The organism is Pseudomonas sp. MWU16-30322, assembly GCF_020515535.1.
GTDB classification, from domain to species: domain Bacteria; phylum Pseudomonadota; class Gammaproteobacteria; order Pseudomonadales; family Pseudomonadaceae; genus Aquipseudomonas; species Aquipseudomonas fluorescens_H.
Genome location: NZ_JAIWYL010000008.1, coordinates 114,829 through 139,900 on the forward strand (window position 1 = coordinate 114,829; position 25,072 = coordinate 139,900).

Annotated in this window: 23 protein-coding genes; 9 read left to right on the forward strand and 14 right to left on the reverse strand. The window is 61.6% G+C overall.

Translation table 11 applies throughout. The annotated features are described in order from the left end of the window. Positions 1–44: 44 nt before the first annotated feature. The 3 genes from LCH64_RS17790 to LCH64_RS17800 all read left to right on the forward strand — a co-directional run bounded on the left by LCH64_RS17790 (position 45) and on the right by LCH64_RS17800 (position 2,907). The gene (locus LCH64_RS17790) at positions 45–1,070 is read left to right on the forward strand and encodes a putative 2-aminoethylphosphonate ABC transporter substrate-binding protein (protein WP_003229178.1); all 1,026 of its coding nucleotides are present in this window, start codon (positions 45–47) and stop codon (positions 1,068–1,070) included. Positions 1,071–1,216: 146 nt separating this feature from the next. Further along, complete coding sequence (locus tag LCH64_RS17795) at positions 1,217–2,350, forward strand: TIGR03364 family FAD-dependent oxidoreductase (RefSeq protein WP_226500885.1); 1,134 nt, start codon at positions 1,217–1,219, stop codon at positions 2,348–2,350. Beyond that, positions 2,350–2,907 carry a phosphonate degradation HD-domain oxygenase gene (locus LCH64_RS17800; RefSeq protein WP_226500886.1) on the forward strand — a complete coding sequence of 186 codons (558 nt, stop codon included), beginning with the start codon at positions 2,350–2,352 and terminating at the stop codon, positions 2,905–2,907. Before LCH64_RS17795 ends, LCH64_RS17800 begins: the two co-directional genes overlap by 1 nt. 122 nt (positions 2,908–3,029) lie before the next feature. Here LCH64_RS17800 and LCH64_RS17805 read toward each other — a convergent pair whose 3' ends face one another. Both LCH64_RS17805 and LCH64_RS17810 read right to left on the reverse strand, forming a co-directional pair. Beyond that, the gene (locus tag LCH64_RS17805) at positions 3,030–4,406 is read right to left on the reverse strand and encodes a GTPase/DUF3482 domain-containing protein (protein ID WP_226500887.1); all 1,377 of its coding nucleotides are present in this window, start codon (positions 4,404–4,406) and stop codon (positions 3,030–3,032) included. Continuing rightward, positions 4,399–5,772 (reverse strand): DUF2868 domain-containing protein, encoded by a 1,374-nt coding sequence (locus tag LCH64_RS17810; protein WP_226500888.1) that lies wholly within the window; start codon positions 5,770–5,772, stop codon positions 4,399–4,401. Before LCH64_RS17810 ends, LCH64_RS17805 begins: the two co-directional genes overlap by 8 nt. Positions 5,773–5,857: 85 nt before the next feature. Here LCH64_RS17810 and LCH64_RS17815 point away from each other — a divergent pair, with 85 nt between their 5' ends. After that, on the forward strand, positions 5,858–6,370 hold the full coding sequence (locus tag LCH64_RS17815) for a dihydrofolate reductase (RefSeq protein ID WP_003229170.1): 513 nt from the start codon (positions 5,858–5,860) through the stop codon (positions 6,368–6,370). A 106-nt stretch (positions 6,371–6,476) separates the two neighbouring features. On the opposite strand, the gene LCH64_RS17820 is transcribed toward LCH64_RS17815, so the two are convergent. Further along, a complete protein-coding gene (locus LCH64_RS17820; protein ID WP_226500889.1) occupies positions 6,477–7,868 on the reverse strand; it encodes an L-cystine transporter in 1,392 nt (463 codons plus the stop codon). Between the two features lie 241 nt (positions 7,869–8,109). On the opposite strand from LCH64_RS17820, the gene LCH64_RS17825 reads away from it, so the two are divergent. Next, entirely contained in the window at positions 8,110–9,165 is a 1,056-nt protein-coding gene (locus tag LCH64_RS17825) for a hypothetical protein (RefSeq protein WP_003229167.1), read from the forward strand. A gap of 225 nt (positions 9,166–9,390) precedes the next feature. Here the strand turns inward: LCH64_RS17825 and ilvD are convergent, their stop codons facing one another. The 6 genes from ilvD to LCH64_RS17855 all read right to left on the reverse strand — a co-directional run bounded on the left by ilvD (position 9,391) and on the right by LCH64_RS17855 (position 17,143). Next, positions 9,391–11,232, reverse strand: a complete 1,842-nt coding sequence (gene ilvD, locus LCH64_RS17830; protein ID WP_003229166.1) for a dihydroxy-acid dehydratase — start codon at positions 11,230–11,232, stop codon at positions 9,391–9,393. A 257-nt stretch (positions 11,233–11,489) separates the two neighbouring features. Further along, a complete protein-coding gene (locus tag LCH64_RS17835; protein WP_226500890.1) occupies positions 11,490–12,722 on the reverse strand; it encodes an MFS transporter in 1,233 nt (410 codons plus the stop codon). Continuing rightward, on the reverse strand, positions 12,715–13,692 hold the full coding sequence (locus tag LCH64_RS17840; RefSeq protein ID WP_003229164.1) for a diiron oxygenase: 978 nt from the start codon (positions 13,690–13,692) through the stop codon (positions 12,715–12,717). Before LCH64_RS17840 ends, LCH64_RS17835 begins: the two co-directional genes overlap by 8 nt. Next, positions 13,689–14,762 (reverse strand): SagB family peptide dehydrogenase, encoded by a 1,074-nt coding sequence (locus LCH64_RS17845; RefSeq protein WP_226500891.1) that lies wholly within the window; start codon positions 14,760–14,762, stop codon positions 13,689–13,691. Before LCH64_RS17845 ends, LCH64_RS17840 begins: the two co-directional genes overlap by 4 nt. Before the next feature lie 437 nt (positions 14,763–15,199). Beyond that, the gene (locus tag LCH64_RS17850) at positions 15,200–16,396 is read right to left on the reverse strand and encodes a class I SAM-dependent rRNA methyltransferase (protein ID WP_003229162.1); all 1,197 of its coding nucleotides are present in this window, start codon (positions 16,394–16,396) and stop codon (positions 15,200–15,202) included. A gap of 207 nt (positions 16,397–16,603) precedes the next feature. Beyond that, the gene (locus LCH64_RS17855; protein ID WP_003229161.1) at positions 16,604–17,143 is read right to left on the reverse strand and encodes a type 1 glutamine amidotransferase domain-containing protein; all 540 of its coding nucleotides are present in this window, start codon (positions 17,141–17,143) and stop codon (positions 16,604–16,606) included. A gap of 228 nt (positions 17,144–17,371) precedes the next feature. On the opposite strand from LCH64_RS17855, the gene LCH64_RS17860 reads away from it, so the two are divergent. The 3 genes from LCH64_RS17860 (at position 17,372) to LCH64_RS17870 (ending at position 19,402) form a co-directional block, all read left to right on the forward strand. Continuing rightward, a complete protein-coding gene (locus tag LCH64_RS17860; RefSeq protein ID WP_177434710.1) occupies positions 17,372–18,184 on the forward strand; it encodes an HDOD domain-containing protein in 813 nt (270 codons plus the stop codon). 12 nt (positions 18,185–18,196) lie between these two features. Next, positions 18,197–19,009: a bifunctional DNA-formamidopyrimidine glycosylase/DNA-(apurinic or apyrimidinic site) lyase gene (gene mutM, locus LCH64_RS17865; RefSeq protein WP_003229159.1), complete on the forward strand. Its 813-nt coding sequence runs from the start codon at positions 18,197–18,199 to the stop codon at positions 19,007–19,009. 69 nt (positions 19,010–19,078) lie between these two features. Continuing rightward, positions 19,079–19,402, forward strand: a complete 324-nt coding sequence (locus LCH64_RS17870; RefSeq protein WP_096795774.1) for a multidrug transporter — start codon at positions 19,079–19,081, stop codon at positions 19,400–19,402. Positions 19,403–19,535: 133 nt separating this feature from the next. On the opposite strand, the gene LCH64_RS17875 is transcribed toward LCH64_RS17870, so the two are convergent. The 5 genes from LCH64_RS17875 to LCH64_RS17895 all read right to left on the reverse strand — a co-directional run bounded on the left by LCH64_RS17875 (position 19,536) and on the right by LCH64_RS17895 (position 24,238). Continuing rightward, the gene (locus LCH64_RS17875) at positions 19,536–19,787 is read right to left on the reverse strand and encodes a YfhL family 4Fe-4S dicluster ferredoxin (RefSeq protein ID WP_003195146.1); all 252 of its coding nucleotides are present in this window, start codon (positions 19,785–19,787) and stop codon (positions 19,536–19,538) included. A gap of 135 nt (positions 19,788–19,922) precedes the next feature. Continuing rightward, positions 19,923–20,402 (reverse strand): pantetheine-phosphate adenylyltransferase, encoded by a 480-nt coding sequence (gene coaD / locus LCH64_RS17880; RefSeq protein WP_003229157.1) that lies wholly within the window; start codon positions 20,400–20,402, stop codon positions 19,923–19,925. Positions 20,403–20,517: 115 nt separating this feature from the next. Next, positions 20,518–22,113: a GMC family oxidoreductase gene (locus tag LCH64_RS17885; RefSeq protein ID WP_226500892.1), complete on the reverse strand. Its 1,596-nt coding sequence runs from the start codon at positions 22,111–22,113 to the stop codon at positions 20,518–20,520. Positions 22,114–22,233: 120 nt separating this feature from the next. Then, positions 22,234–22,779 carry a twin-arginine translocation pathway signal protein gene (locus tag LCH64_RS17890; RefSeq protein ID WP_103484297.1) on the reverse strand — a complete coding sequence of 182 codons (546 nt, stop codon included), beginning with the start codon at positions 22,777–22,779 and terminating at the stop codon, positions 22,234–22,236. Between the two features lie 28 nt (positions 22,780–22,807). After that, positions 22,808–24,238, reverse strand: a complete 1,431-nt coding sequence (locus LCH64_RS17895; RefSeq protein ID WP_226500893.1) for a coniferyl aldehyde dehydrogenase — start codon at positions 24,236–24,238, stop codon at positions 22,808–22,810. Positions 24,239–24,383: 145 nt separating this feature from the next. Between LCH64_RS17895 and LCH64_RS17900 the strand changes: the two genes are divergently transcribed. Next, positions 24,384–25,055, forward strand: coding sequence for a TetR/AcrR family transcriptional regulator (locus LCH64_RS17900; RefSeq protein WP_027610562.1), 672 nt, complete (start codon positions 24,384–24,386; stop codon positions 25,053–25,055). Positions 25,056–25,072: the final 17 nt, after the last annotated feature.

Genomic DNA, 25,072 nt, shown 5'->3' on the forward strand with positions numbered 1-25,072 from the left:
ACGACTTATCCCTACAGCCTCAACTCACCTACAGGAAAACGATCATGTTCAAGCCTATGGCCCTGGCCGCTGCTGTGCTCGCTACTTTCAGCCTGAATGCCTTCGCGGCAAAAACCGAGTTGACGGTGTACACCGCCCTCGAAGCCGAGCAACTGACCGCTTACAAAGCCGCGTTCGAGAAGGCCAACCCGGACGTCGAGATCAAGTGGGTGCGCGATTCCACCGGGATCATCACCGCCAAACTCCTCGCCGAAAAGGCCCGTCCGCAGGCTGACGCGGTGTGGGGCCTGGCCGCTTCGAGCCTGGCGATCCTCGATCAGCAGGGCATGCTGCAAAGCTACGCACCGAAGGATCTGGGCAAGATCGGCGCGAACTACCGCGACGCCGCCAACCCGCCAGCCTGGGTCGGCATGGACGTATGGGCCGCGACCATTTGCTTCAACACCGTCGAAGCCGAGAAGCAGGGTTTGAGCAAACCGGTGAGCTGGCAGGATCTGACCAAGCCTGAGTACAAGGGCAAGATCGTCATGCCGAACCCGGCGTCCTCCGGCACCGGCTTCCTCGACGTCAGCGCCTGGCTGCAAACCTTCGGCGAGAAGCAGGGCTGGGCCTACATGGACGGTCTGCACCAGAACATCGGCCAGTACGTTCACTCCGGTTCCAAGCCTTGCAAACTGGCCGCTGCGGGCGAATTCCCGATCGGCATTTCCTTCGAATATCCGGCGGTACAGCTGAAACGCCAGGGCGCGCCGCTGGACATCATCCTGCCGAAAGAAGGCCTGGGCTGGGAGATCGAGGCGACTGCGGTGATCAAAGGCACCCCGCATGAAGACGCGGCGAAAAAACTCGCGGACTTCTCCGCCAGCGCCGAGGCGATGGATCTGTACAAGGAGAACTTCGCCGTCCTCGCTCAGCCGGGCATCGCCAAGCCGCAGACCGAACTGCCGGCCGACTACGAGCAGCGCCTGATCAAGAACGACTTCGCCTGGGCCTCGAAGAACCGCGACGAGATCCTGACCGAATGGCGCAAGCGTTATGACGGCAAGTCCGAGAAAGTCGTTGCCAAGTAAGATCTTTATCGACTGACAGGGCCTCTTCGCGAGCAAGCCCGCTCCCACATTGGATCTTCAGTGAACACCTATTTTGTGGGCACCAAGAATCCCCTGTGGGAGCGGGCTTGCTCGCGAAGGCGGTCTCCCATTCAGGGAAAATCTCCATGACACAACACAAAGACCTGCTCATCGTCGGCGCCGGCATCCTCGGCCTGTCCCACGCTTACGCCGCCGCCAAGCGCGGCCTCAAGGTCAGCGTTTTCGAACGCACCGCCACGCCCCTCGGCGCCTCGGTGCGCAACTTCGGTCAGGCGCTGGTCACCGGCCAGCCACCCGGCCCGATGCTTGAACTGGCCAAGGCCAGCCGCGAGATCTGGGGCGACTGGGCGCAACTCGCCGGTCTGCAGATCAAGCGCAACGGCTCGTACCTGTTCGCCCGCAGCGAAGCCGAAGAGCAATTGCTCGAAGCCTTCTGCAACGGCCGCGCCGTGGAGCACGGTTACAACGTCGCCTTGCTGCGTGGCGCCGCCTTGCGCGATCTGTATCACGGCCAGTTCAGCCATCACCGCGCTGCGCTACACGGCATGGACGATCAACAGTTGTACTCGCGGGAAGCGATCCCGGCGCTGATTGACTATCTGCGCCGCGACCTCGGCGTCGAGTTTCACTTCAGCACGCTGGTGCGTGACGTCGAGCCAGGACGTCTGCACAGCACTGCCGGCAGTTTCACGGCGAAGCAAATCATCGTCTGCTCCGGCCACGATTATCAGACCCTGCTGGCCGAGCCGATTGCCACGCTCGGCCCGCAGATCTGCCGTCTGCAAATGCTCCGCGCCAAACCGCAGATCGAGCTGAATCTGCAACACGCCTTGCTCACCGGTTTGAGCTGCGTGCACTACGGCGCCTTCGCCGATTTGCCAGAAGCGGCGGCGGTGCAGGCACAGATCCTGCGCGAACAACCGCACCTGCACGACAACGGCATTCACCTGCTGATCAGCCCGACGCCGTATGGCGAGCTGATCATCGGCGACTCGCACCATTACGGCAGCGATCCGTCGCCGTTCAACGCCGAGCAAGTGGACAACTGGATGCTCGAACTGGCCGAGCACACGCTGGGCTGCAAGGTGCAAGTGGTCGAGCGCTGGCAGGGCGTCTACGGTGCCCGTGGGCCGGGGCCGTTCTCATTCCTGCGCCCGGCACCGGGCTTGAGTGTGGCGCTGATGCACACCGGCGTCGGCATGAGCGTCGGTCCGGCACTGGCCGAGCGCAACGTGGCGCAATTGCTGGAGGAAATGTGATGGCGGGGCATGCGCAAGTCGTTGACCGGGTGTTTGCGCTGTATGAACGCTTTGGTGCCAGTGATTACATCGGCGAGCCGGTGTCGCAGATCGAACACATGTCTCAGGCAGCGCAGTTGGCGATGGCTGAAGGCTTTGATGATGAAGTGGTGCTCGCCGCGTTCTTCCACGACATCGGCCATTTGTGTGCCGAAGGTGCCGAGAACATGGGCGGTTATGGCGTGGTCAGCCATGAGCGGCTGGGCGCGGATTATTTGCGTGAGGCGGGATTCAGCGAGCGTATGGCGCGGCTGGTGGAATATCACGTGCAGGCCAAGCGCTATCTGACGCTACGTGAACCGGGGTATTTCGAGCAGTTGAGTGAGGCGAGTCGCCGGACGCTGGAATATCAGGGCGGGGTGATGAGCGAGGCTGAGGCGGATGCGTTTGAGCGCGATCCATTGTGTACCGTGAGTTTGCGCATGCGGCAGTGGGATGAGTTGGCCAAGGAGAGGGCGGTGCCGGTGATGGAGCTGGGAGTATTGAAGGAGAAGGCGTTGCGCCTGCTGGCGGCGTAATCCGTGTCACCGAGTCGCGCCATTCGCGAGCAAGCCCGCTCCCACATTCGACCGAGTTCCACCATAAGGAATGCGATCAAACTGTGGGAGCGGGCTTGCTCGCGAAGAGGCCAGATCAGGCGCTACAAATCTGCAGCCAGTAAATCAATCTGCTCCTGCCGCTCCGCCTGATTCAGCTTCGGATGCGGATTGAGCGAAGACCACTGCGGATGCGCCCGTGCCTTGTGCAACGCTTCAGGCAGCTTGCCTTCGCGCCAGGTCTTGTCCTGCGGGGTGGCGACCTGAACCGCTTCCATCGCCGCATGCCCGCGCTGATCGAGCGCCAGCAACAGTTGGCGCTGACGCAACGCCAACAGCCGCAGCACGCCGTCATCCACGGTCAATTCCCGCTGTCCCTTGATCTTGCCCAGCAAGCGGCTGCCATAACTGCGCGCGGTTTGCAGGACGCCGCCGGCAATCGCACCGGCCAATGCCGCCGCACCGAGGGTAATGCCGCCGACCAGCAGATCCACCCCAGCCCCGGCAGCGGCACCGGCCGCAATCCCGCCGCCCACCCGCACGCCGAGTTGCTTCAGGGTTTCCGGGTTGAACAGATCATCGCCCCAACGCCCATCGAGCAACGGCAGATCACTGGCCGCCGCATCCTGCGGGCGAAACGCATAGAGCTTGAGCAACGCTTCGACGCATTTCTGTTCACGCTGGCGCACGGCTTTGCGCAGTTCGCTGATCGCTTGCTGCTCCTGCTCGGCCTCGCTGACCACGCTGCGTCGGCACGCGGCGCAGTCGATCAGCAATTCGGCGATCAAACGCGCCGCACTTTGTTGGCGGGCGAGGCGCTGGGCCTGTTGATCGGCGATCAAGCGCTCCAGTTGCGGACGGGCGTTTTCCAGCAACAGCGCAAGGCTTTCGTACAGGCGCCGCTCGCCATCTTCCGGCGGCGCAACGCTGTCGAAGCGCACCAGCGCATGCAGGCCGAGCCGCGCCAACGCTTCGCGCCAGTCCGGCTCGCGATGGTTGGCGCTGCTGACGAAATTCAGCACCGGCAACAGCGGCTTGCCGCAACTGGCGAGCACTTCGAGTTCGTCACGATACTTGGCCAGCACCGGTTCGCGGGCGTCGATCACATACAGGCCGGCGTCGGAGGCGAGTAGCTGTCGCAGCACTTTCGCCTCCTGTTCGAAACGCTGACGCGCTTCGCTGCCGTCGAGAAACCGCGCCAGTCGCGCCGGGCCGTCGAGACGTTCGCCGGGGCGCTCCAGACGCTCAAGGAAATCCAGCAGGGCGATGGCGTCTTCCAGCCCGGGGGTGTCGTAGAGATCGAGCAACGGCTCGCCGTCCACCGACAACCGCGCACCCTCGACATGTCGAGTGGTGCTCGGGCGATGCGAGACTTCGCCGAAGCCGACGTCGCGGGTCAGGGTGCGCAGCAGCGAGGTCTTGCCGACGTTGGTGTGGCCGACCACCGCGAGTTTCAGCGGCGCTTTCCGGGCATCAGTCATGACCGCTCTCCAGCCAGTTCATCGGTGCGCAATCGGCGAACGGCAACTCCAGTTGTTGCAGCGCGACGTGCCAGTCGCCGAGGCGGGCACTGTCCAGCGCTTCGCCGGGCGGTGCTTGCAGCAGCCAGACCTGGGTGGCGCTGGCGTTGCGCGCCAGTTCGGCGATCAGCGCGAGGCTGCCGCGATCCGGCGAGCGCCGAGGATCGCAGGCGATCAGCAGGCGCGCCGGAGGGAAACGGCTGAGCTGTTCGAGCAGTTTGTGCCGCGATTCGCGGCTGTCGAGGATTCCGGCGTTGCTCACGGTTTTCGGCAGGGCCGGTGGCCACGGGCGCTGATCGTCGAGTTCGATGGCCACCAGCAAAGCGCCGTCGCTGGCGTGTTCGCTGACGCTGCTTTCAACTCGATGCAACTGCGCAGGCGCGGCGTCGTTGATGCCGAGGCGTTCGCTGGTCGGCATCAGCCGTTCACGCAACTGGGCGTAACCGGGCAGGTTCAGGTCCAGCGTCAGCGCGGCTTTGCCGCGACTCCAGCGCCAGAAACACAACAGCGCCAGCAGCAGACGCGGCAGCACGCCGTAGACCACCAGCACGCCGACCAGCCAGGTTGCCCAGGCCTGTCGCGCGCTTTCGATATCCAGCGCTGCGCCGCCGCTGGCGCGGATCATCTCCACGGTCGGCACGTTGAAGCCGAGCAGTGCCGGCAGCGCGCCGAGGGCTTGGGTCAGGTTGATAAAGGTGTCGGCGCCGAGAATGGTGGTTTCCCAGACGAAACCGTAGCGCCGGGTCGCCATCAGTGTCAGCAGCAACAGCAGCGCGCTGAGCATCGCCAGCAACCACAGGCCATTGACCAAAGTGCCGAGCGCCCAGCGATTGAGTTTCCTGCGCTGCAACATCAGCAGCAGGGCCGGCGCGAGTTGCGCGGCTTTGGCATCGCGGGCGAGTTTTTCGCTGAGCCATAGCCACAAGCGCCCGAGGGTGGCGCCGTGTTCACCGGCAAAGATCAGCCCCAGCGCCCAGCTCAGCAGCAGAATCAGGTTCAGCCCGAGCAGGCTGCCCAGAGCCCAGAACACATTGACCGGCGTCTGGCTCAGTGCGGCGAAGGCCAGCCCGGCGCCGCTCAGCAGCGCGAAAATGACCAGCAGCACCAGCGCCAGACGCGCGCCTTGCAGCCAGTGCTTGAGTGCTGCGCTCAGCCCGTCGCGCTCGGCCAGCCACAAGGCGCGGCGTTGAATACGGCCCGGCAGATCGCCGCCGGCCGCGCGGGCCAGTCGATTGACTTCCAGATCCTCCAGGGGACCTGCGTGTTCTTCGCGCAGGCGGATGGTTTCGGTCAGCCAGAGGTTTTGCAGTGGAGTCAGTTCAGTCACGCGCCATTCCGTTGCTCGATTGAGCAGTGAGCATAACCGCTGTGGCGCTTATCGGGTCAAGCGAGGCTCTGGTATCCTCGCCGGCATGACTAAATCACTCCCCCTCAGCCTGATCGCAGCCCTCGGTGAAAACCGCGTGATCGGCGTCGACAACAGCATGCCCTGGCACCTGCCGGGGGACTTCAAATACTTCAAGGCCACGACCCTCGGCAAGCCGATCATCATGGGCCGCAAGACCTGGGATTCCCTCGGCCGTCCGCTGCCGGGGCGCTTGAACATCGTGGTCAGCCGTCAGCCGGATCTGCTGCTGGAAGGGGCAGAGGTGTATCCGTCGCTGGAAGCCGCGGTGGTTCGCGCCGAGGAATGGGCGAAAGCGCAGGGCGTCGATGAATTGATGTTGATTGGCGGCGCGCAGTTGTATGCGCAAGGGCTGGCGCAGGCGGATCGTCTGTACCTGACCCGAGTGGCGCTGAGTCCGGAGGGTGATGCGTGGTTTCCCGAGTTCGATCCGAACCAGTGGAGACTGGTGTCGAATGTGCCGAATCCGGCTGAGGGCGACAAGCCCGCGTACAGCTTCGAAGTCTGGGAAAAGGCTTGAATTGTGGTGAGGGGATTTATCCCCGATGGGCTGCGTAGCAGCCCCAAGAGCATGGGGTCGCTGCGCGACCCATCGGGGATAAATCCCCTCGCCACAAGTGTTGCTGTCAGGCCTGTGCCAGCTCCGCATGCTCATCCGCATCCAGCAGTGCTTTATCGGTCTGCTGCATCACTTGGCTGGTAATCGCACCGGCGGTGATCGAACCACTCACGTTCAACGCCGTACGACCCATGTCGATCAGCGGCTCCACCGAAATCAGCAGCGCCACCAGTGACACCGGCAAGCCCATCGCCGGCAGCACGATCAGCGCAGCAAACGTCGCGCCACCGCCAACACCGGCCACACCGGCGGAGCTCAGGGTCACAATCGCCACCAGCGTCGCGATCCACAGCGGGTCCAGCGGGTTGATGCCGACGGTTGGCGCAACCATCACCGCCAACATCGCCGGGTACAGACCGGCGCAACCGTTCTGGCCGATGGTCGCACCAAACGAGGCGGCGAAACTGGCGATCGACTGCGGAATGCCCAGGCGACGGGTCTGCGCTTCGATGCTCAGCGGAATGCTCGCCGCGCTGGAGCGGCTGGTGAACGCGAACGTCAGCACCGGCCAGATCTTGCGGAAGAACCGCAGCGGGTTGATCCCGGCCACCGACACCAGCAGGCCATGCACCACGAACATCAGGCCCAGACCGAGGTACGAGACCACCACGAAACTGCCGAGCTTGATGATGTCCTGCAGGTTGGAACCGGCGACCACTTTGGTCATCAGCGCCAGCACGCCGTACGGGGTGAGCTTCATCACCAGACGCACCAGACGCATCACCCAGGCTTGCAGGGTGTCGATGGCGTTGATCACTTTCTGACCTTTTTCGACATCATCCTTGAGCAGTTGCAGCGCCGCGACCCCGAGGAACGCGGCGAAGATCACCACACTGATGATCGAGGTCGGCTTGGCCCGGGCCAGGTCGGCGAACGGGTTCTGCGGAATGAACGACAGCAGCAGCTGCGGCACATTCAGGTCGGCAACCTTGCCGGCGTAGTCGGTCTGAATGGTTTGCAGACGGGCCATTTCCTGAGTGCCGGCGACCAGACCTTCGGCGGTGAGGCCGAACAGGTTGGTCAGACCGATACCGATCAGCGCCGCAATCGCGGTGGTGAACAGCAGCGTGCCGATGGTCAGGAAGCTGATCTTGCCCAGCGACGAGGCGTTGTGCAGACGCGCGACCGCGCTGAGGATCGAGGCGAACACCAGCGGGATCACGATCATTTGCAGCAACTGCACGTAGCCGTTGCCGACCAGATCGAACCAGCCGATCGAGGTTTTCAGTACCGGGTTGCCGGCACCGTAAACGGTGTGCAGGGCGACGCCGAACGCCACGCCGAGCACCAGCGCGAGCAGGACTTTTTTCGCCAGGCTCCACGTAGTGTGGCGGGTTTGCGCCAGACCGAAGAGCAGGGCGAGGAACACCAGCAGATTGAGGATCAGCGGCAGATTCATGAAGACTCCGATAAGACTTGTGCCAGTCGCCTTCTTGGGCAACTGCGAACCGGCAAGCCTAACAGTTTGATTTCCAATGAATTAATACCGAAATCGCAGGTCGTCCGTCGTTTTTGGAATAAGCGCCTGTCGCTCTCGGCAATGCAGCTGGCGTTGAGGAGACGTAAGCGGTCGCTGACAGACGAGGATTGTCACACTTATTTGTTAGCGTCGATGTCTTTCAGTCAGGGAGAAAACGCCGATGAAGTTCGCACCGAAAATGCTCGCTGTGGTTCTTGGATTGGGCTTGGCCGCTCACGCATTCGCCACCGATCTGAAGCACTGGCCGGCGGATCAGGCCAAGGCACTGGACGCGATGATCGCGGCCAACGCCAACAAGGGTAACTACGCGGTGTTCGACATGGACAACACCAGCTACCGCTATGACCTCGAAGAGTCCTTGTTGCCGTTCATGGAGAACAAGGGGCTGATCACCCGCGAGACGCTTGATCCCTCCCTGAAACTGATGCCGTTCAAGGACACCGCTGACCATAAGGAAAGCCTGTTCAGCTATTACTATCGCCTGTGCGAAGTCGACGACATGGTCTGCTACCCATGGGTGGCGCAGGTGTTCTCTGGCTTTACCCTCAAGGAACTCAAAGGCTACGTCGATGAGCTGATGGCCTCGGGCAAACCGGTGCCGACCACTTATTACGATGGTGACGTGGTCAAGAACCTTGAGGTGCAGCCACCCAAAGTCTTTACCGGTCAGGCCGAGCTGTACAACAAACTGATGGAGAACGGGATTGAGGTTTACGTGATGACCGCCGCCTCCGAAGAACTGGTGCGCATGGTCGCGGCTGATCCGAAGTACGGCTACAACGTCAAACCGCAGAACGTGATCGGCGTGAGCACATTGTTGAAGAACCGCGAAACCGGCGAGCTGACCACCGCGCGCAAACAGATCACTGCCGGCAAGTATGACGAGAAAGCCAACCTCGGCCTCGAACTGACCCCGTACCTGTGGACCCCGGCGACCTGGATGGCCGGCAAGCACGCGGCGATCCTGACCTACATCGACGAGTGGAAAAAACCGGTACTGGTGGGCGGCGATACCCCGACCAGCGACGGTTACATGTTGTTCCACAGTGTTGACGTGGCCAAGGGCGGCATCCACTTGTGGGTCAACCGCAAAGACAAATACATGACCCAGCTCAACGGCATGATGACCAAGAACGCGGCAGCGCAGGCCAAGGAAGGGTTGCCGGTGACGGCGGACAAAAACTGGGTGATCGTGAAGCCAGAAGAAATTCAGTAAGACCCAATTCTGTGTTGGAGCGCAGATTCCAGAATCACTGACAGTCCCCTGTGGGAGCGGGCTTGCTCGCGAAGAGGGAGTGTCAGGCGAGAGGTTTTTTGACCGGTAGACCGCTTTCGCGAGCAAGCCCGCTCCCACCGTTTTGATCTTCTGTGTCTGGGATATTTTGGTCGGGCAAAAAAATGCCCCGCACTTGGCGGGGCATTTTTATTCGGCGGCTAAAACTTACAGCCCGTCGAGCATCGCCTTGTTGCGCACCGCACCCTTGTCGGCGCTGGTCGCCAGCAGGGCGTAGGCCTTCAGGGCAGTGGTCACTTTGCGTGGACGCTGCTCGACCGGTTTCCAGCCTTTCTTGTCCTGTTCGACCCGGCGCGCAGCCAGTTCTTCATCGCTGACCAACAGGTTGATCGAGCGGTTCGGGATGTCGATCAGCACTTTGTCGCCGTCCTGCACCAGACCGATCGCGCCACCGGCCGCAGCCTCTGGCGAAGCGTGGCCGATCGACAGGCCGGAAGTACCGCCAGAGAAGCGACCGTCGGTGAGCAGCGCACAGGCTTTGCCCAGACCTTTGGACTTCAGGTACGAGGTCGGGTAGAGCATTTCCTGCATGCCCGGGCCGCCTTTCGGGCCTTCGTAGCGAATGATGACGATGTCGCCTTCCTTCACTTCGTCGGCGAGGATGCCGCGCACGGCGCTGTCCTGGCTTTCGAAGATCTTCGCATTGCCTTCGAAGACGTGGATCGACTCATCGACGCCGGCGGTTTTCACCACGCAGCCGTCGAGGGCGATGTTGCCGTACAGCACGGCCAGGCCGCCTTCTTTCGAGTAGGCGTGTTCAAAGCTGCGGATGCAGCCGTTTTCACGGTCGTCATCGAGGGTTTCCCAACGAGTCGACTGGCTGAACGCGGTCTGGGTCGGGATGCCTGCCGGGCCGGCCTTGAAGAAGTGGTGCACGGCTTCATCGTCGGTCTGGGTGATGTCCCACTTGGCGATGGCTTCTTCCATGCTGCGGCTGTGCACGGTCGGCAGGTCGGTGTGCAGCAGACCGCCACGGGCCAGCGAACCAAGGATGCTGAAGATGCCGCCAGCGCGGTGCACGTCTTCCATGTGGTACTTCTGGATGTTCGGCGCCACTTTGCACAGTTGCGGCACGCTGCGTGAGAGACGGTCGATGTCGCGCAGGTCGAAATCGATCTCGGCTTCCTGAGCCGCAGCCAGCAAGTGCAGGATGGTGTTGGTCGAACCGCCCATGGCGATGTCGAGCATCATCGCGTTCTCGAACGCCTTGAAGTTGGCGATGTTGCGCGGCAGCACCGACTCGTCGTTCTCGCCGTAGTAACGCTTGCACAGCTCGACGATGGTACGACCAGCCTGCAGGAACAGTTGTTCGCGGTCGCTGTGGGTCGCGAGGGTCGAACCGTTGCCCGGCAATGCGAGACCGAGGGCTTCGGTCAGGCAGTTCATCGAGTTGGCGGTGAACATGCCGGAGCACGAACCGCAGGTCGGGCAGGCGCTGCGCTCGTACTCGGCAACCTTCTCGTCAGAAGCGCTGGAGTCGGCGGCGATCACCATGGCGTCGACGAGGTCGAGACCGTGGGCAGCGAGTTTGGTCTTGCCGGCTTCCATCGGGCCGCCGGAAACGAAGATCACCGGAATGTTCAGGCGCAGGGCGGCCATCAGCATGCCCGGGGTGATCTTGTCGCAGTTGGAGATGCAGACGATGGCGTCGGCGCAGTGGGCGTTGACCATGTACTCGACGGAGTCGGCGATGATCTCGCGGCTCGGCAGCGAATACAGCATGCCGTCGTGACCCATGGCGATGCCGTCGTCCACGGCGATGGTGTTGAATTCTTTCGCGACGCCACCGGCGCGTTCGATTTCCCGGGCAACCAGTTGACCGAGGTCCTTGAGGTGCACGTGGCCCGGCACGAACTGGGTGAAGGAGTTGGCAATGGCGATGATCGGCTTCTTGAAGTCGTCATCTTTCATCCCGGTGGCGCGCCACAGTGCGCGGGCGCCGGCCATGTTGCGGCCGTGGGTGGATGTTTTCGAGCGGTAATCTGGCATGGAGCACTCCGGGCGGCTAATCAGGTATCAAAAGGGAGTGAGCTTCTATTGACGTCTGGAACACTCAGAAATGGCCGTGTGTCCTGGATGTTGCCGATGACTTTGCGGGATCGCCGCTTGCCTCAGCCTGAGCTCATAAACCCGCCGGGGGATGAATGGCGATGAATCAGCCGATTCTACACCGCTGGCGTCTGGAGGGAATGGCGCAAAGCGTTGTTCCAGCGCCGACGGTGCGTGTGGCATGACGACCGGCAGGCTCAATCGCTGCCAGAGGGCGTGATGGCGCTGGTTTCGATGACTCTGGCGCGGTGGCTGATCCGCTTGTTCAACGCCAGTGCGATGCAGCTGAGCAGGATAAAACAGTAGCCGAGGGTGGCTTGCAGGTTGCTTGGGCTCAGGCTGATCAGGGCGCTGATCAGGCCGCCACAGATGAAAATGATCGTGCTGCCTGCGGAGGCCGAGGTGCCGGCATTTTCCGGGAACAGGCTCATGGCCCGCGAAGTGGCAGCAGGGCGCGCGATGGTCGTACCGGCGGTGCAGATCAGCATCGGGATCAGCACCGTGGCCACCGAGAGCGCCAGGTGCCTGGCCATGAACAGTATCACCAGCCCCGCCAGCAGGATCAGGCTCAGCCCGACCACCATTTGCTGCCCGGGCGAAATGCGCCGGCTCAGCAGCGTGGCGACGATGCCGCCAGCGACATACGCCGCGCCGTAGATCAGCAGGATCAGCGAGAAGTCATAGGCTGACAGCTGCAATTGATCCATGAAAATCAGCGGCGAAATGACAATGAACGAGAAGTGGCAGGCGAATGCGAAAGCCGAGATCAGCCAGTAGCCAACGAAGTCGAAGTCCCCCAGCACCCGTCGGTAAGCCTTGAGAAAATGGATCGGTGTATCTCTGACAGCGGGCCGACTGTTGTCCAGAAACACCCAGGCTTTGAGCAACACCACAGCCGCCAGTGCGATGAACAGCCAGAAGCTGCCGCGCCAGCCCAGGGTCGCCTGCAGAAAGGTCCCGGCCAGCGGCGATACCGAGATGAAGATCCCGGTGGCGGTCACCATCAGGATCCGCAGGCGATCGCGCTGTTCGCCCTCGAACAGGTCCTGCACCAGTGCCTGTGACAGGACGAAACAGCCGCAGCCGATGGCCTGCACGATGCGAAAGGTCATGAACAGTCTGTAGTCACTGGTCATGACGCAGCCGATGGCGCCGACGATCGAGACAGCCATGCCGGCGAGCAACAAGCCCTTGCGCCCGATGACGTCGGACAACGGCCCGATCAGCAGTTGGGCAAAGGCGATGCCCACCGCGAACAGGCTGATCGACAGGGCGATGTCGGCCGGGGTGCTGGCGAAGTGTTCGGCCAGCGCCGGGAACGACGGCAGCAGGACGTCCAGCGGAAACACTCCCAGCAGCACCATGGCCAACAGCAGACTGACCGCCCCGCGTCGTTGTCGGGTCGTTACCACCGTTCTTCCTTCAAGCATCGATCAGTCCTGCCTTGGCGAAAAGTTTGCGGTTGTTGGGGTGCGCGAAGAATCCGGCCCTTTCGAGTGCAGCAAGCGTAGCCGTGGCTCCGGATCTGGCACGCTGGCGGCTGGCCTGTTCGTTGGTCAGGTCATCGAGAATCTCCTTGATTGCGCCTTCGCCAATGCCGGCGCGGCGCAGGCTCTGATGTAGCCATTGCTCGTCGACTTCGAAGAAGGTCGCCAGGGTCTCCAGCAAGGTTCTGGCCGCGAAGGCGCGCTGACGGCTGTTCAGGGTCAGCCAGAGGTAGTGAAAGACTTCGGAAAAAAACCGACTGTGCCGGGCTTCGTCAGCGAGGTGGTCGCGCAACATGTCACTCACGCTGGTCACCAGCGTCTCCCGGCACACATCCAGCAGCTCCCGGGCGATGATGGTTTCCGAGACGAAACCGAGCAGAAACCATGCCAGCGGGCGTTTGCTCTCCGGTGTTCGGGCGATCTGACCGGTCAGGCGGGTAATGCGCAGGGGCATCTGCGGTCGGCCGGTGAAACCATGCAGTTCGGCGATCTGTTCGGCCAGACGATGAGAGAACAGCGCGTGATAACCCTCGTCGGTATAGAGCTGCAGCGCGGCGGTTTTCATCCGTGAAGGAATGTAGGCAGGTAACTCGCCGTGGACGATGGTTTCCACGGCGCGGTTGACGATGCGGTGTTCAAGCAGCGTGGTGTAGTCGAGGAAGTGCACCAGGTGATTGGCCGCCAGTCGATGCATGACCCTGCTGCCTGCGGCTTCGATGGCCGGGTGGGACAGGTACGGCAGGAAGGCCGGCGGAAACCAGAAGCGGGTCTGCAGTTGTAACTGCAGGTCTGCCGGCAACTGGTAGTCGTGCCGGCTGGTACGCACCGAAGCGCGGTTGTCCCAATCGCCAAGCGTGAAGCGAAGCATCCAGGACTCAGGTGTTTCGGGCTGTTCCGCGGTTGGCACGTTCATGTACGCGTCTCCTGCAACAGGTCACGCATTTCCTGACACATCGCCTGACCGTCGCTGGCGCCGCAGCCGACAAAGAACAACGGTTGTTCAGCGCTGCCTTCGAGTTTGAGCAGGGCTTCGACCTGCCGATCGGCAAACGCGCCGGTCAGCCACGTTCCCAGGCCCAGCGCCGTGGCCACCAGTTGAAAGGTCTGCGACAGGTGACCCGCTTCGACGAACGCCATGCGATAGGCGCGCGAGTGTTCATACTTCCACCAGAGCTTGTCGAAGCGGGCGGTGATGAACAGACCCAGCGGCAGGTTATTGATGAAATGCTGGCCCGCCAGCAAATGGCCGAGCGCGGGTTCGGGCAAGGGATTGACCCGGCTGAGCGCGTGTTCTGCCGGGTGATAGGCATAGATGCCGGGTTCCAGGCCCTCGATATTGCGAGCCAGGAGAAACCCTTCACAGGCGTTCAACCCGCCACCCGAAGGACTGCTGCGACGGGCGCCCAGGCCCTCGGCGATACTCTCGTCGCGATCATGGTCGCGGTGGCGAAGAAAACCCAGCGAGAGATACATCAGTGTGCCGACGTCACCGAGGGTGATTGATGCGCCAGTAAAGGAGCGGCAGGTTTTTCTCAGGCGCAGGACATTGCCAAGACTGGCAACGGTCAGGGCGAAGGAGGCGGGGAGGGCGATTCGGGGTTCGTCCTGTTGTATCGGACGATCTTGCGCGGGTGCCGGTGTGGTCAGCACGGCGCTGCAATGGTTCAGGTATTGCCTGGACCACTCATGAATATTCTGGGGTATCTGTTCGCAGGGAATGTTCTGGGTGCCGATATGATAAATCTTCGACAATTCATCCCACCCCCATGGCGGGCTGTCTATTTTTGCAACGGTTAATATGCCCGCATTCAGAAGTTGTGAGTCTATTATGTTGCGTCTGTCGAATTGCTCCGGATTATTGATAAGTTGTGCAAGTCGACAGGAATAAGTCAGGTCCAGCTCATGCTGAGTATGGTCTTTATAATTCCAGACTATTTGTCCGGGTGTGCGCGGCAATATGAATAAGTAAGGATTGATGTGCATGTTATATAGATCGCTCTGGAAAGGGTCGAAAGAACGCTGGGGTGCCGGCACTCCCCAGCGTTCTGGCTCACTTAGCGGGCTTTAGGCGCAACCAGGAAGGCCAGGTTTGCGATCTTGTTGGTTTCCAGAGTAATTGCTTTCATAAGTATGAACTCCTTGTTCATTGAGAGTGAATGTCACCGTCGTGGTGACAACTTAATAATAGGTTGTAATGAATTATTGGCAAGCGATACTTGGGTAGGAAATTTCTATTAATTTTGTCGGAGCGGGCATGCTGCAAGGGCGGGCTTGTAAGTTTTAATTCTTGAAATTTAATGCGCAGGGAAATGTCCTGCGTACATGTAGGAAGTTGGTTGTAGGAAAAAGCCAAGGAATTCGACGACATTGCATCGCCGTAAGCAAACGGGAAGCCCGCAGGCTCCCCGTTTCATGGCCAATCAGCTGTTCGGCAGCAGACGGCAGGTGATGCTCTTGATATAGCGGGTCTCGGCGATGGCCGGGTGTACCGGGTGATCCGGGCCTTGACCACCACGTTCCAGCAACTGGATGTTGCGGTCCAGGTGACGGGCGCTGGTCAGCAGGATGTTCTGCAGATCATCTTCCGGCAGGTGCATGGAGCACGAAGCGCTGACCAGAATGCCGTCCTTGGTGAGCAGGCGCATGGCTTGCTCGTTCAAGCGACGGTAGGCGCCTTCACCGTTTTTCATGTCTTTCTTGCGTTTGATGAACGCTGGCGGGTCGGCAACGATCACGTCGAAACGTTCTTCGCTGGCCTTGAGTTCTTTCAAGGCTTCGAAGACGTCGCCTTCGATGCAGGTCATCTTGTCGGCGAAGCCGTTCAGTGCAGCGTTACGCTCAACGCCGTCAAGGGCGAAGCCGGATGCGTCGACGCAAAACACTTCGCTGGCGCCGAATGCCGCAGCCTGCACGCCCCAGCCACCGATGTAGCTATAGAGGTCGAGCACGCGTTTGCCTTTGGCATAGGGGGCCAGGCGGGCGCGGTTCATGCGGTGGTCGTAGAACCAGCCGGTTTTCTGGCCGCCGATCACCGGCGCTTCAAACTTCACGCCGTTCTCTTCCAGCGCAACCCACTCCGGCACCAGACCGAACACGGTTTCGACGTAGCGGTTGAGGCCTTCGGCGTCACGGGCGGCGGAGTCGTTCTTGAACAGGATGCCGCTTGGCTTGAGCACTTGGGTCAGTGCAGCGATCACGTCATCCTTGTGCGCTTCCATGGTTGCCGAGGCAATCTGCACCACGAGGATGTCGCCGAAACGGTCGACCACCAGACCCGGCAGCAGGTCGGAATCGCCGTACACCAGGCGGTAGAACGGCTTGTCGAACAGGCGCTCGCGCAGCGACAGGGCCACGTTCAGACGATGCACCAGCAGCGATTTGTCCAGAGGCAGCTTGATGTCGCGCGACAACAGGCGAGCGCAGATCAGGTTGTTCGGGCTCATCGCGACGATGCCCAGCGGCTTGCCGCCGGCGGCTTCGAGGATCGCCTGATCGCCGGCCTTGAAGCCGTGCAGTGGCGTGGCGGCCACATCGATTTCGTTGCTGTAGACCCACAAGTGGCCGTTGCGCAGGCGACGGTCGGCGTTGGCTTTGAGGCGCAGGCTAGGCAGGGACATGACGTCGCTCCGGAAAAAAGAGCGGGAGTATACCGTGTTGATGCGTGTGCAGGTTCAGCGCTGGACATGTGGCGAGGGAGCTTGCTCCCGCCGGGCTGCGAAGCGGCCCCAATTCATGCAACTCGATTCATCGGGAAGAACCGGTTGGCAGGGCTTGCGACTGCTGCGCAGCCGAGCGGGAGCAAGCTCCCTCGCCACAGAGGCGCGTCAGGCAGAGAGCGCGTCGATCAACTCACGGTTGAACGCCGGAATATCGTCCGGCTGACGGCTGCTGATCAGGTGGCCGTCCTTGACCACTTCCTTGTCGACCCAGTTGGCCCCGGCATTCACCAGATCATCCTTGAGCGTCTTGTAGCTGGTCAGGGTCTTGCCGTTGACCAGCCCGGCGGAAATCAGCAGCCAGCTGCCGTGGCAGATCACCGCGATCGGTTTGCCAGCGGAGGCGCCGGTCTTGACCAGATGCTGGGCATCCTGGTCGATGCGGATGGTGTCGGAGTTCTGTACGCCGCCCGGCAGGACGATCGCGTCGTACTGCTCGCTGCTGGCGCCTTGAAAGGTCTGGTCGACCTTGAAGTCATCTGCCGGTTTGTCGTGGTTCCAGCCTTTGACCTTGCCGGCCTCGGCCGAAAGGATGTCGACCTGGGCGCCGGCCTGCTCCAGTGCTTGCTTGGGCCCGGTCAGTTCGACCTGTTCGAAACCGTCTGTTACCAAAATGGCGACACGCTTGCCGCTGAGGGAATTAGCCATGATTAAGCTCCTGAGTCTGCGGGAAATTGCCGCCGAGCCGGTGCTTGAGTGTCCGGTCGGCCTTACAAAGTCCGAAGCCTGAGCGGGAATGAAAGTTCCTGACAAATGCCCACTGGTGTGTCGTCGTGCGGTTTTTAGAGGTTAGAATCGCCGCCTGTCCCAGAGTGTGTACTTATGTCCCAAGAGCTGACCACCGAACAGATTCAACAATCCCTGCAAGGCATCAGTGTGCCGGCGCAGCCGCAGATCATGGTGGATCTGCAAATGGAGCAGTACATGCCCGACCCGGACCTGGAGGTGATCGCCAAGCTGATCTCCCAGGACCCAGGCCTGTCCGGCTCGCTGCTGAAAATCGTCAACTCGCCGTATTACGGCCTGAGCAACAAGATCACCTCGATCCAGCGTGCGGTGAACCTATTGGGCAGCCGCTCGATCATCAACCTGATCAACGCGCAGTCGATCAAGGGCGAGATGAACGACGACACCATCGTCACCCTCAACCGTTTCTGGGACACCGCTCAGGACGTGGCGATGACCTGCCTGACCCTGGCCAAGCGCATCGGCACCCAGGCCGGTGATGAAGCCTATGCCTTGGGTCTGTTCCATGACTGTGGCGTGCCGTTGATGCTGCAGCGCTTCCCCAATTACATGTCGGTGCTGGAAAAGGCCTATGCCAATGCCAGCGCCGAGTGCCGGGTGGTGGACACCGAAAACAGCGAGTTCAACACCAACCACGCCGTGGTCGGTTATTACACTGCCAAGTCGTGGCGCCTGCCGGAGCACGTCAGCGCGGCGATTGCCAATCACCACAACGCCTTGGCGATCTTCAGCGACGAGTCGTCACGCAACAGCCAGCTGAAAAACCTGCTGGCGATCCTGAAGATGGCCGAGCACATCTGCGCGTCTTACCGGGTGCTGGGCAATCAGACCGAAGACTTCGAATGGAACGCTGTCGGGCCGCTGGTGCTCGATTACGTCGGCCTGTCGGATTACGACTTCGAAACCCTCAAACAAACGATCCGCGACCTCGGCGCGCATTGATTCGAGGACACCATGCCTGAACTGCCGGAAGTCGAAACCACCCGCCGGGGTATTGCCCCGCACCTTGAAGGCCAGCGCGTCAGCCGGGTGATCGTGCGTGACCGCCGGCTGCGCTGGCCGATCCCTGAAGACCTCGATGTGCGCCTGTCCGGGCAGCGCATCGTGCTGGTCGAGCGGCGGGCCAAGTACCTGTTGATCAATGCCGAGGTCGGCACGCTGATCAGTCACCTGGGCATGTCGGGCAACCTGCGGTTGGTGGAGGTCGGGTTGCCGGCGCTCAAGCACGAGCACGTCGATATCGAGCTGGAATCCGGTCTGGCGCTGCGCTACACCGATCCACGCCGTTTCGGCGCGATGCTGTGGAGTACCGACCCGCTCAATCACGAACTGCTGATTCGCCTCGGGCCAGAGCCGTTGACCGATCTGTTCGACGGCGAGCGCCTGTTCCAGCTGTCGCGCGGGCGTTCGATGGCGGTCAAGCCGTTCATCATGGACAACGCTGTCGTGGTCGGCGTCGGCAACATTTACGCGACCGAAGCGCTGTTCGCTGCCGGGATCGATCCGCGCCGCGAAGCCAAAAGCATCTCCCGGGCGCGTTATCTGAAGCTGGCGATCGAGATCAAACGGATTCTCGCTGCGGCCATCGAGCGCGGCGGCACCACGTTGCGGGACTTCATCGGCGGCGACGGGCAGCCCGGCTACTTCCAGCAGGAACTGTTTGTCTATGGTCGCGGCGGTGAGCACTGCAAGGTCTGCGGCACCGGCCTGCGCGAAGTGAAGCTGGGTCAACGGGCCAGTGTGTTCTGTCCGCGTTGCCAGACCTGAGGCAAAAAGCTGAAAAAGTCCTACGGTCTATAGTGAGTTGTCTCACTGTTCAGCCCGAAGGATCGTGCCATGAAGTCCTTGCAAGTCCTGTTTGCAGCACTGCTGCTGTGTTCCAGCCTGGCCGTTCAGGCCACGGAAAACGGCAGCGGTGATCCGCGCTACACCATCCAGAACCCTCCCGCCTACGCCATGATCGGCGATTTGCTGATTGCCCGACCTTTATTGGTGGTGGCAACGGTGCTGGGTGCGGGGGTGTTTGTGGTGTCATTGCCGTTTACCGCGCTGGGTGGCGGGGTGGGCGATGCGGGACAGGCGCTGGTGGTGGATCCGGCGAAAGCGGCGTTTGTGCGCTGTTTGGGGTGTACAGGGGAGGGGTTTGAGCAGCGTGAGTGAGCTGATCCGGGTTTTTCGGTGTGGCTGATGGCCCTTTCGCGAGCAAGCCCGCTCCCACCATTGAAATGCATTCCAACTGTGGGAGCTGGCTTGCTCGCGAAGAGGCCCGAAAGAGCGCTACAAAATTGCCGGATCAGGCCTTGCCGGTGATCTTGCGGTACTTCTCCATCAACTGTTCTTCAGTCTCCGGATGCGCCTCGTCCAGTGGAATGCAATCCACCGGGCAGACCTGCTGGCACTGCGGTTCGTCGTAGTGGCCGACGCACTGGGTGCACAGGTTCGGGTCGATCACATAGATCTCTTCGCCTTGGGAAATGGCGGCGTTCGGGCACTCGGGTTCGCAGACGTCGCAGTTGATGCAATCGTCGGTGATGATCAGGGACATGCTAACTCCAGCCGGGGCGGCAGGCCCGGGCGCTATAAATCAATGCGCGCAATTGTGCCGCATTGGCGAGCGCAGTGCACGCGGCTGCGATCAAGGGCTGAAATCAAAAGCCAAGATCGCAGCCTGCGGCAGTTCCTACTTTTTAAAGCGTAGCGTCAGGGCATCGGCCACGGCCGGGTGCACGAACTTGCTGATATCGCCGCCCAGCGCGGCGATTTCCCGCACCAGCGTCGAGGAAATGAACGAATAACGCTCGGACGGGGTGAGAAACAGGCTCTCGACGTCCGGGGCCAGTTGGCGGTTCATGTTGGCCAGCTGGAATTCGTATTCGAAGTCCGACACAGCACGCAGGCCACGCAGGAACACATTGGCGTTCTGCTCCTTGGCGAAATGCGCCAGCAGCGTCGAGAAGCCGACCACTTCGACGTTGGGCAGGTGTTTGGTGACCTCGCGAGCCAGCTCAACCCGTTGTTCCAGCGGGAACAGCGGATTTTTCTTCGGGCTGGCGGCGACCGCAATGATCACGTGATCGAACAGGCGCGAGGCGCGTTCGACCAGATCGCCATGCCCTTTGGTAATAGGGTCGAAGGTACCTGGGTACAACACTCGGTTCATCGCGTCGTCCTGGCGGGAGTCCGTTGGGGAGTCGGATGGTATCGCAGCCGTCCCGGTCGGCCAAGTCGCCTGTTGGGTAAGAAAGCACTATAGACGACGCGATAAACCGGTTTTTTCACGGATTTCTCAGCCGATCAGCGAGGGACGTCGCCAATTGTGCAGTCAGCCCATACACCGACAATTGCGGGTTGGCGCCAATGCTGGTGGGGAACAGCGAGCCGTCGTGAATCGACAGATTGCTCAGTTGATGATGCCGGCCGAGGCTGTCGGTGACCGCGTTTTTCGGCTCTTCGCCCATCGCACAACCGCCCATCACGTGGGCACTGCCCAGGCGCGTGCGGTACAGCTCAAGGCTCAAACTGTCGATCAAAGTGCGGGCTTCGGCCAGGGTTTTCACGTAGCGCGCATCGGCGTGCATCGGCATCACGGCTTTGGCGCCGCCGGCAAACTGGATCTCGGCCATGCTGTGAAAGGCGCGGCGCAAGCCTTCCCAGGCGTAAGGCGAGACTTGATAGTCGAGCACTGGCGAACCGTCACCGCGCAATTCGACGCTGCCACCGGGGCTGTCCGGGTGGAAACCGTCGCGCAGCAACGCGAGCATCGCGTGGGTGTGCGGCAGGTCGGCCATGTGTTCGGCGTTCTGCTGGCCGAAGCCGCCGAGCAAGGTCGCGGCCAGTGCCGGTTGCAGCGGTGGCACTTCGAGTTTGTAGCCCATTGGCCCACTGGTGCCGTCCTTCCACTGGAAATGATCCGAGTAGATCGACTGCGGCGCGCCGTAGAACGGGTTGATCACTTCGTCGAAACGCCCGGCGGACATGTTCACCAGATGCAGGAAGGTGCGTTTGCCGAGGCGCTGATGCGGGTCTGGCGCGTCCGAACGCAGCAGCAGGGCCGGGCTGTTGATGCCGCCACCGGCCAGCACGTAATGCCGCGCCTTGACTGTGATGGTGTGGCCGGTCGGCGCGACGCAGCGCTCGTCCATCGCCACGCATTGCAGGCCGGTGATCTTGTCGCCGCTGATCAACAGCTTTTCCGCACGGGCCAGGTACAGCAGCTCGCCACCCTTTTCCAGCGTCGCCGGGATGGTGGTGACCATCATCGACTGCTTGGCGTTGGTCGGGCAGCCCATGCCGCAATAGCCAAGGTTCCAGCAGCCACGGACGTTGCGCGGGATCACGTGCCAGCTGTAGCCGAGTTGCTCGCAGCCCTTGCGGATCACGTCGTTGTTGGCGTTGGGCGGCACCATCCATGGCGCGACGCCGAGGCGCTGCTCCATTTTTTCGAACCACGGCGCCATCTCGGCCGGGCTGTGGCCTTTGATGTTGTGCTCCTTGGCCCAGTGCTCGAGGGTCGGCTCGGGCGTGCGGAAACTCGAGGTCCAGTTGATCAGCGTGGTGCCACCGACGGCACGACCCTGGAGGATGGTAATCGCGCCGTCCTTGCTCATGCGGCCGATGCCTTCCTGATAGAGGCTGCTGTAGGCTTGGTCTTCGAGCATCTTGAAGTCGGAACTGGTCTTGAGCGGGCCTTCTTCGATCAGCAGCACTTTGTAGCCGGCGGCGCTGAGGATCTCCGCCGTGGTGCCACCACCGGCACCGCTGCCGATGATCGCCACGTCGGCTTCCAGCGTCAGGTCACCGGTCAGTTGTGCGCCGTTGTAGGTTTTCCAGCCACGGGCGAGGCCTTCGCGGAACGGGTCGGGTACGGGCATGGATCAGGTTCTCTTGTTTTTGTTGTTCTTGCGGGCCTCTTCGCGAGCAAGCCCGCTCCCACAGGGGAATCGCATTGCAAATGTGGGGGCGAGCCTGCTCGCGAAGGGCGCGACTCGGTTTCAAACAGCAGGCGGGCCGGGGTAGCCGCAATGGCCCCAGGACTCGGCGCGGGTGTACCAGGCCATCATCACCATCTGCTGCAATGAGCTGTGGCCCATGCGCAGCAGGCTCAATGAACTGTTCTGCCAGCGCTCGAGGAAGTGGCGCAGCGCCTCGGGACTGGCGTTTTCCCAACTGCCCCAAATGCCCGTGAGCGGGCCACGCGTGACCGCCATGCCGAGCACATCGAACAATTGCCGGGTGAGCTTGAGCATTTCCGGCGACAGGTGATCGAGGCTGTAGTCCAGCGACTTCAGGGTGCCATCCACCGCACCGGGCATTTTCTCGGCGGCCACGGCGCCTTCGAGCATCACCGGAATCAGTGCGCGCAGAAACAGCAGGTCGCCGTCGCGCAAAGTGACGAAGCCATTGGCCGCGACACTCGATGAACAGCCACTGAGGCTGGCGCCGAGGCCGGCGGTGGCGAGAAACGCCGTGGCGCCGAGGCTGAACTTCAGCAGGCCACGGCGCGACAGGGCGGGTGTTTCGGTCAGGCTTGGGTGCATTGTTGTTATTACCCGGCGGTGACGACGATTAGCGGATGAACAGCTTCTGGATCAGTTTCTGAATCGATTTGCCGTAGGGCGGATAAATCAGCTTCGCTGCATTGAAGCGCTGTTTGATCAGCACACCCTTGGCCTTGCTGAAGGTCAGGAAGCCTTCGTGGCCGTGGTAATGGCCCATGCCCGATGGGCCGATGCCGCCGAACGGCATGTCGTCCTGCGCCACGTGCAGCAGGGTGTCGTTCAGGCACACGCCGCCGGAGTGGGTTTCGTGCAGCACGCGATTCTGCTCGCGCTTGTCGTAGCCAAAGTAGTAAAGCGCCAGAGGACGCGGGCGCTGATTGATGTAGGCAAACGCCTGATCCAGATCCTGATACGGCACGATCGGCAGCAGCGGGCCGAAGATTTCGTCCTGCATCACGGTCATCTCGTCAGTGACATTGAGCAGCAGGCTGTGCGGCATACGCCGGCCCTGGCCTTGTTCGAACAGCGGGATCAGCAGCGCGCCCTTGCTCGTGGCGTCGCTGACATAACCGTTGAGCCGGGCCAGTTGGCGCTCGTTGATGATCGCGGTGTAGTCCGGGTTGTCGGCGAGGGTTGGATAGAAATTGTTCACCACCTGACGATAGGCTTCGACGAACGCGCCGACGCGGTCTTGCGGCACCAGCACGTAATCGGGGGCGACGCAGGTCTGCCCGGCATTCAGGGTTTTACCGAAGGCGATGCGTTCGGCGGCGTCCTTGAGCGGCACGTCGCGAGAGACGATGGCCGGGGACTTGCCGCCCAGTTCGAGGGTCACCGGAGTCAGGTTTTCCGCCGCAGCGCGCATCACGTGTTTGCCGATGCTGGTGGCGCCGGTGAACAGCAGGTGATCAAAACGCAGGCGGGAGAACGCCACGCCAATATCGGCCTCGCCAAGCACCACGCAGACCAGATCTTCGGGGAAAATCCGTCCCAGCAGGGTCTTGAGCAACTGGCCGGTGGCCGGGGTCGATTCGCTGAGCTTGAGCATCACCCGGTTACCCGCCGCGAGTGCGCCGACCAGTGGACCGATGGCCAGATACAACGGGTAGTTCCACGGGACGATGATGCCGACCACGCCAAGCGGCTGGTACACGACTTTCGCCGACGCCGGCTGAAAGGCCATACCGACTTTGCGCCGCGACGACTTCATCCAGCCTTTGAGATGGCGGCTGGCGTAATGGATGCCGTGCAGGCTGGGCATCAATTCGGCGAGCAGGGTTTCATCGGCGCTGCGATGACTGAAATCCGCGCTGATGGCCTCGACCAGCGCCTGCCGCTCGTTGCTGAGCAACTCACGCAACGCCTTGAGCCACTGCTGGCGCTGATCTGCCGGCGGCATCGGGTTGGCAGCATAGGCGGCGCGCTGTGCCGCGAACAGCCGATCCAGCTCTTCCAGGGGCTGTTGCAGCGTTTGCAGATAAGCAATGTCGGCAGTCATCGTCGGCTCCGGATTTATTGTAGTGATGACGTTCTAGAGTCTATGCTCTAGAAAGTCAAATGACTTCCCGACACAGCTTTGTTTTATCCCATTCCGGTTAGGTCGTAAGATGCTCCTCACCGCACTCTGAATTAAAGCTCAAGCCATGGCCCCACGAATAAAAACCAGCGAGCGCATCGTGCAGAACAGCCTCGAACTGTTCAATCAGCAGGGCGAGCGCAGCATCAGCACCAATCACATCGCCGCCCACATGGAGATTTCTCCGGGCAATCTGTACTACCACTTCCCGAACAAGCAGGCGATCATCGCCGTGCTGTTCAGTGAGTACGAGACGCTTGTGGACAGCTTTCTGCGCCCGCCGCAGGGGCGTGCCGCCACCGTCGAAGACAAGCGCTATTACCTCAAGGAGCTGCTGTCGGCGATGTGGGGCTACCGCTTTCTGCATCGGGATCTCGAGCACCTGCTCGACAGCGATCCGGACCTGGCCGCGCGCTACCGGCGTTTTTCCCAGCGCTGCGTGATCCAGGGCATGGCGATCTACGAGGGCTTCGTCGCCGCCGGCATCCTCAAGATGGATCGGGTGCAGATCGAATCCCTGACGATCAATGCCTGGATCATCCTCACCTCGTGGGTGCGCTTTCTGTGCACCACCCGGGAAAACTCCAACCACCTCAGCGAACAGGCCATCAAGCGTGGCGTGTATCAGGTGCTGGTGCTGGAAGCCGGATTCGTCACTGATCAGGCGCGCGAAGAGGTGAATGCCTTGTTCGACGAGTTCTACGTGCCGCTGGCCCAGGCCCTCGAGGAAGGGCGGTAAACCATTTCGAAGTCGCT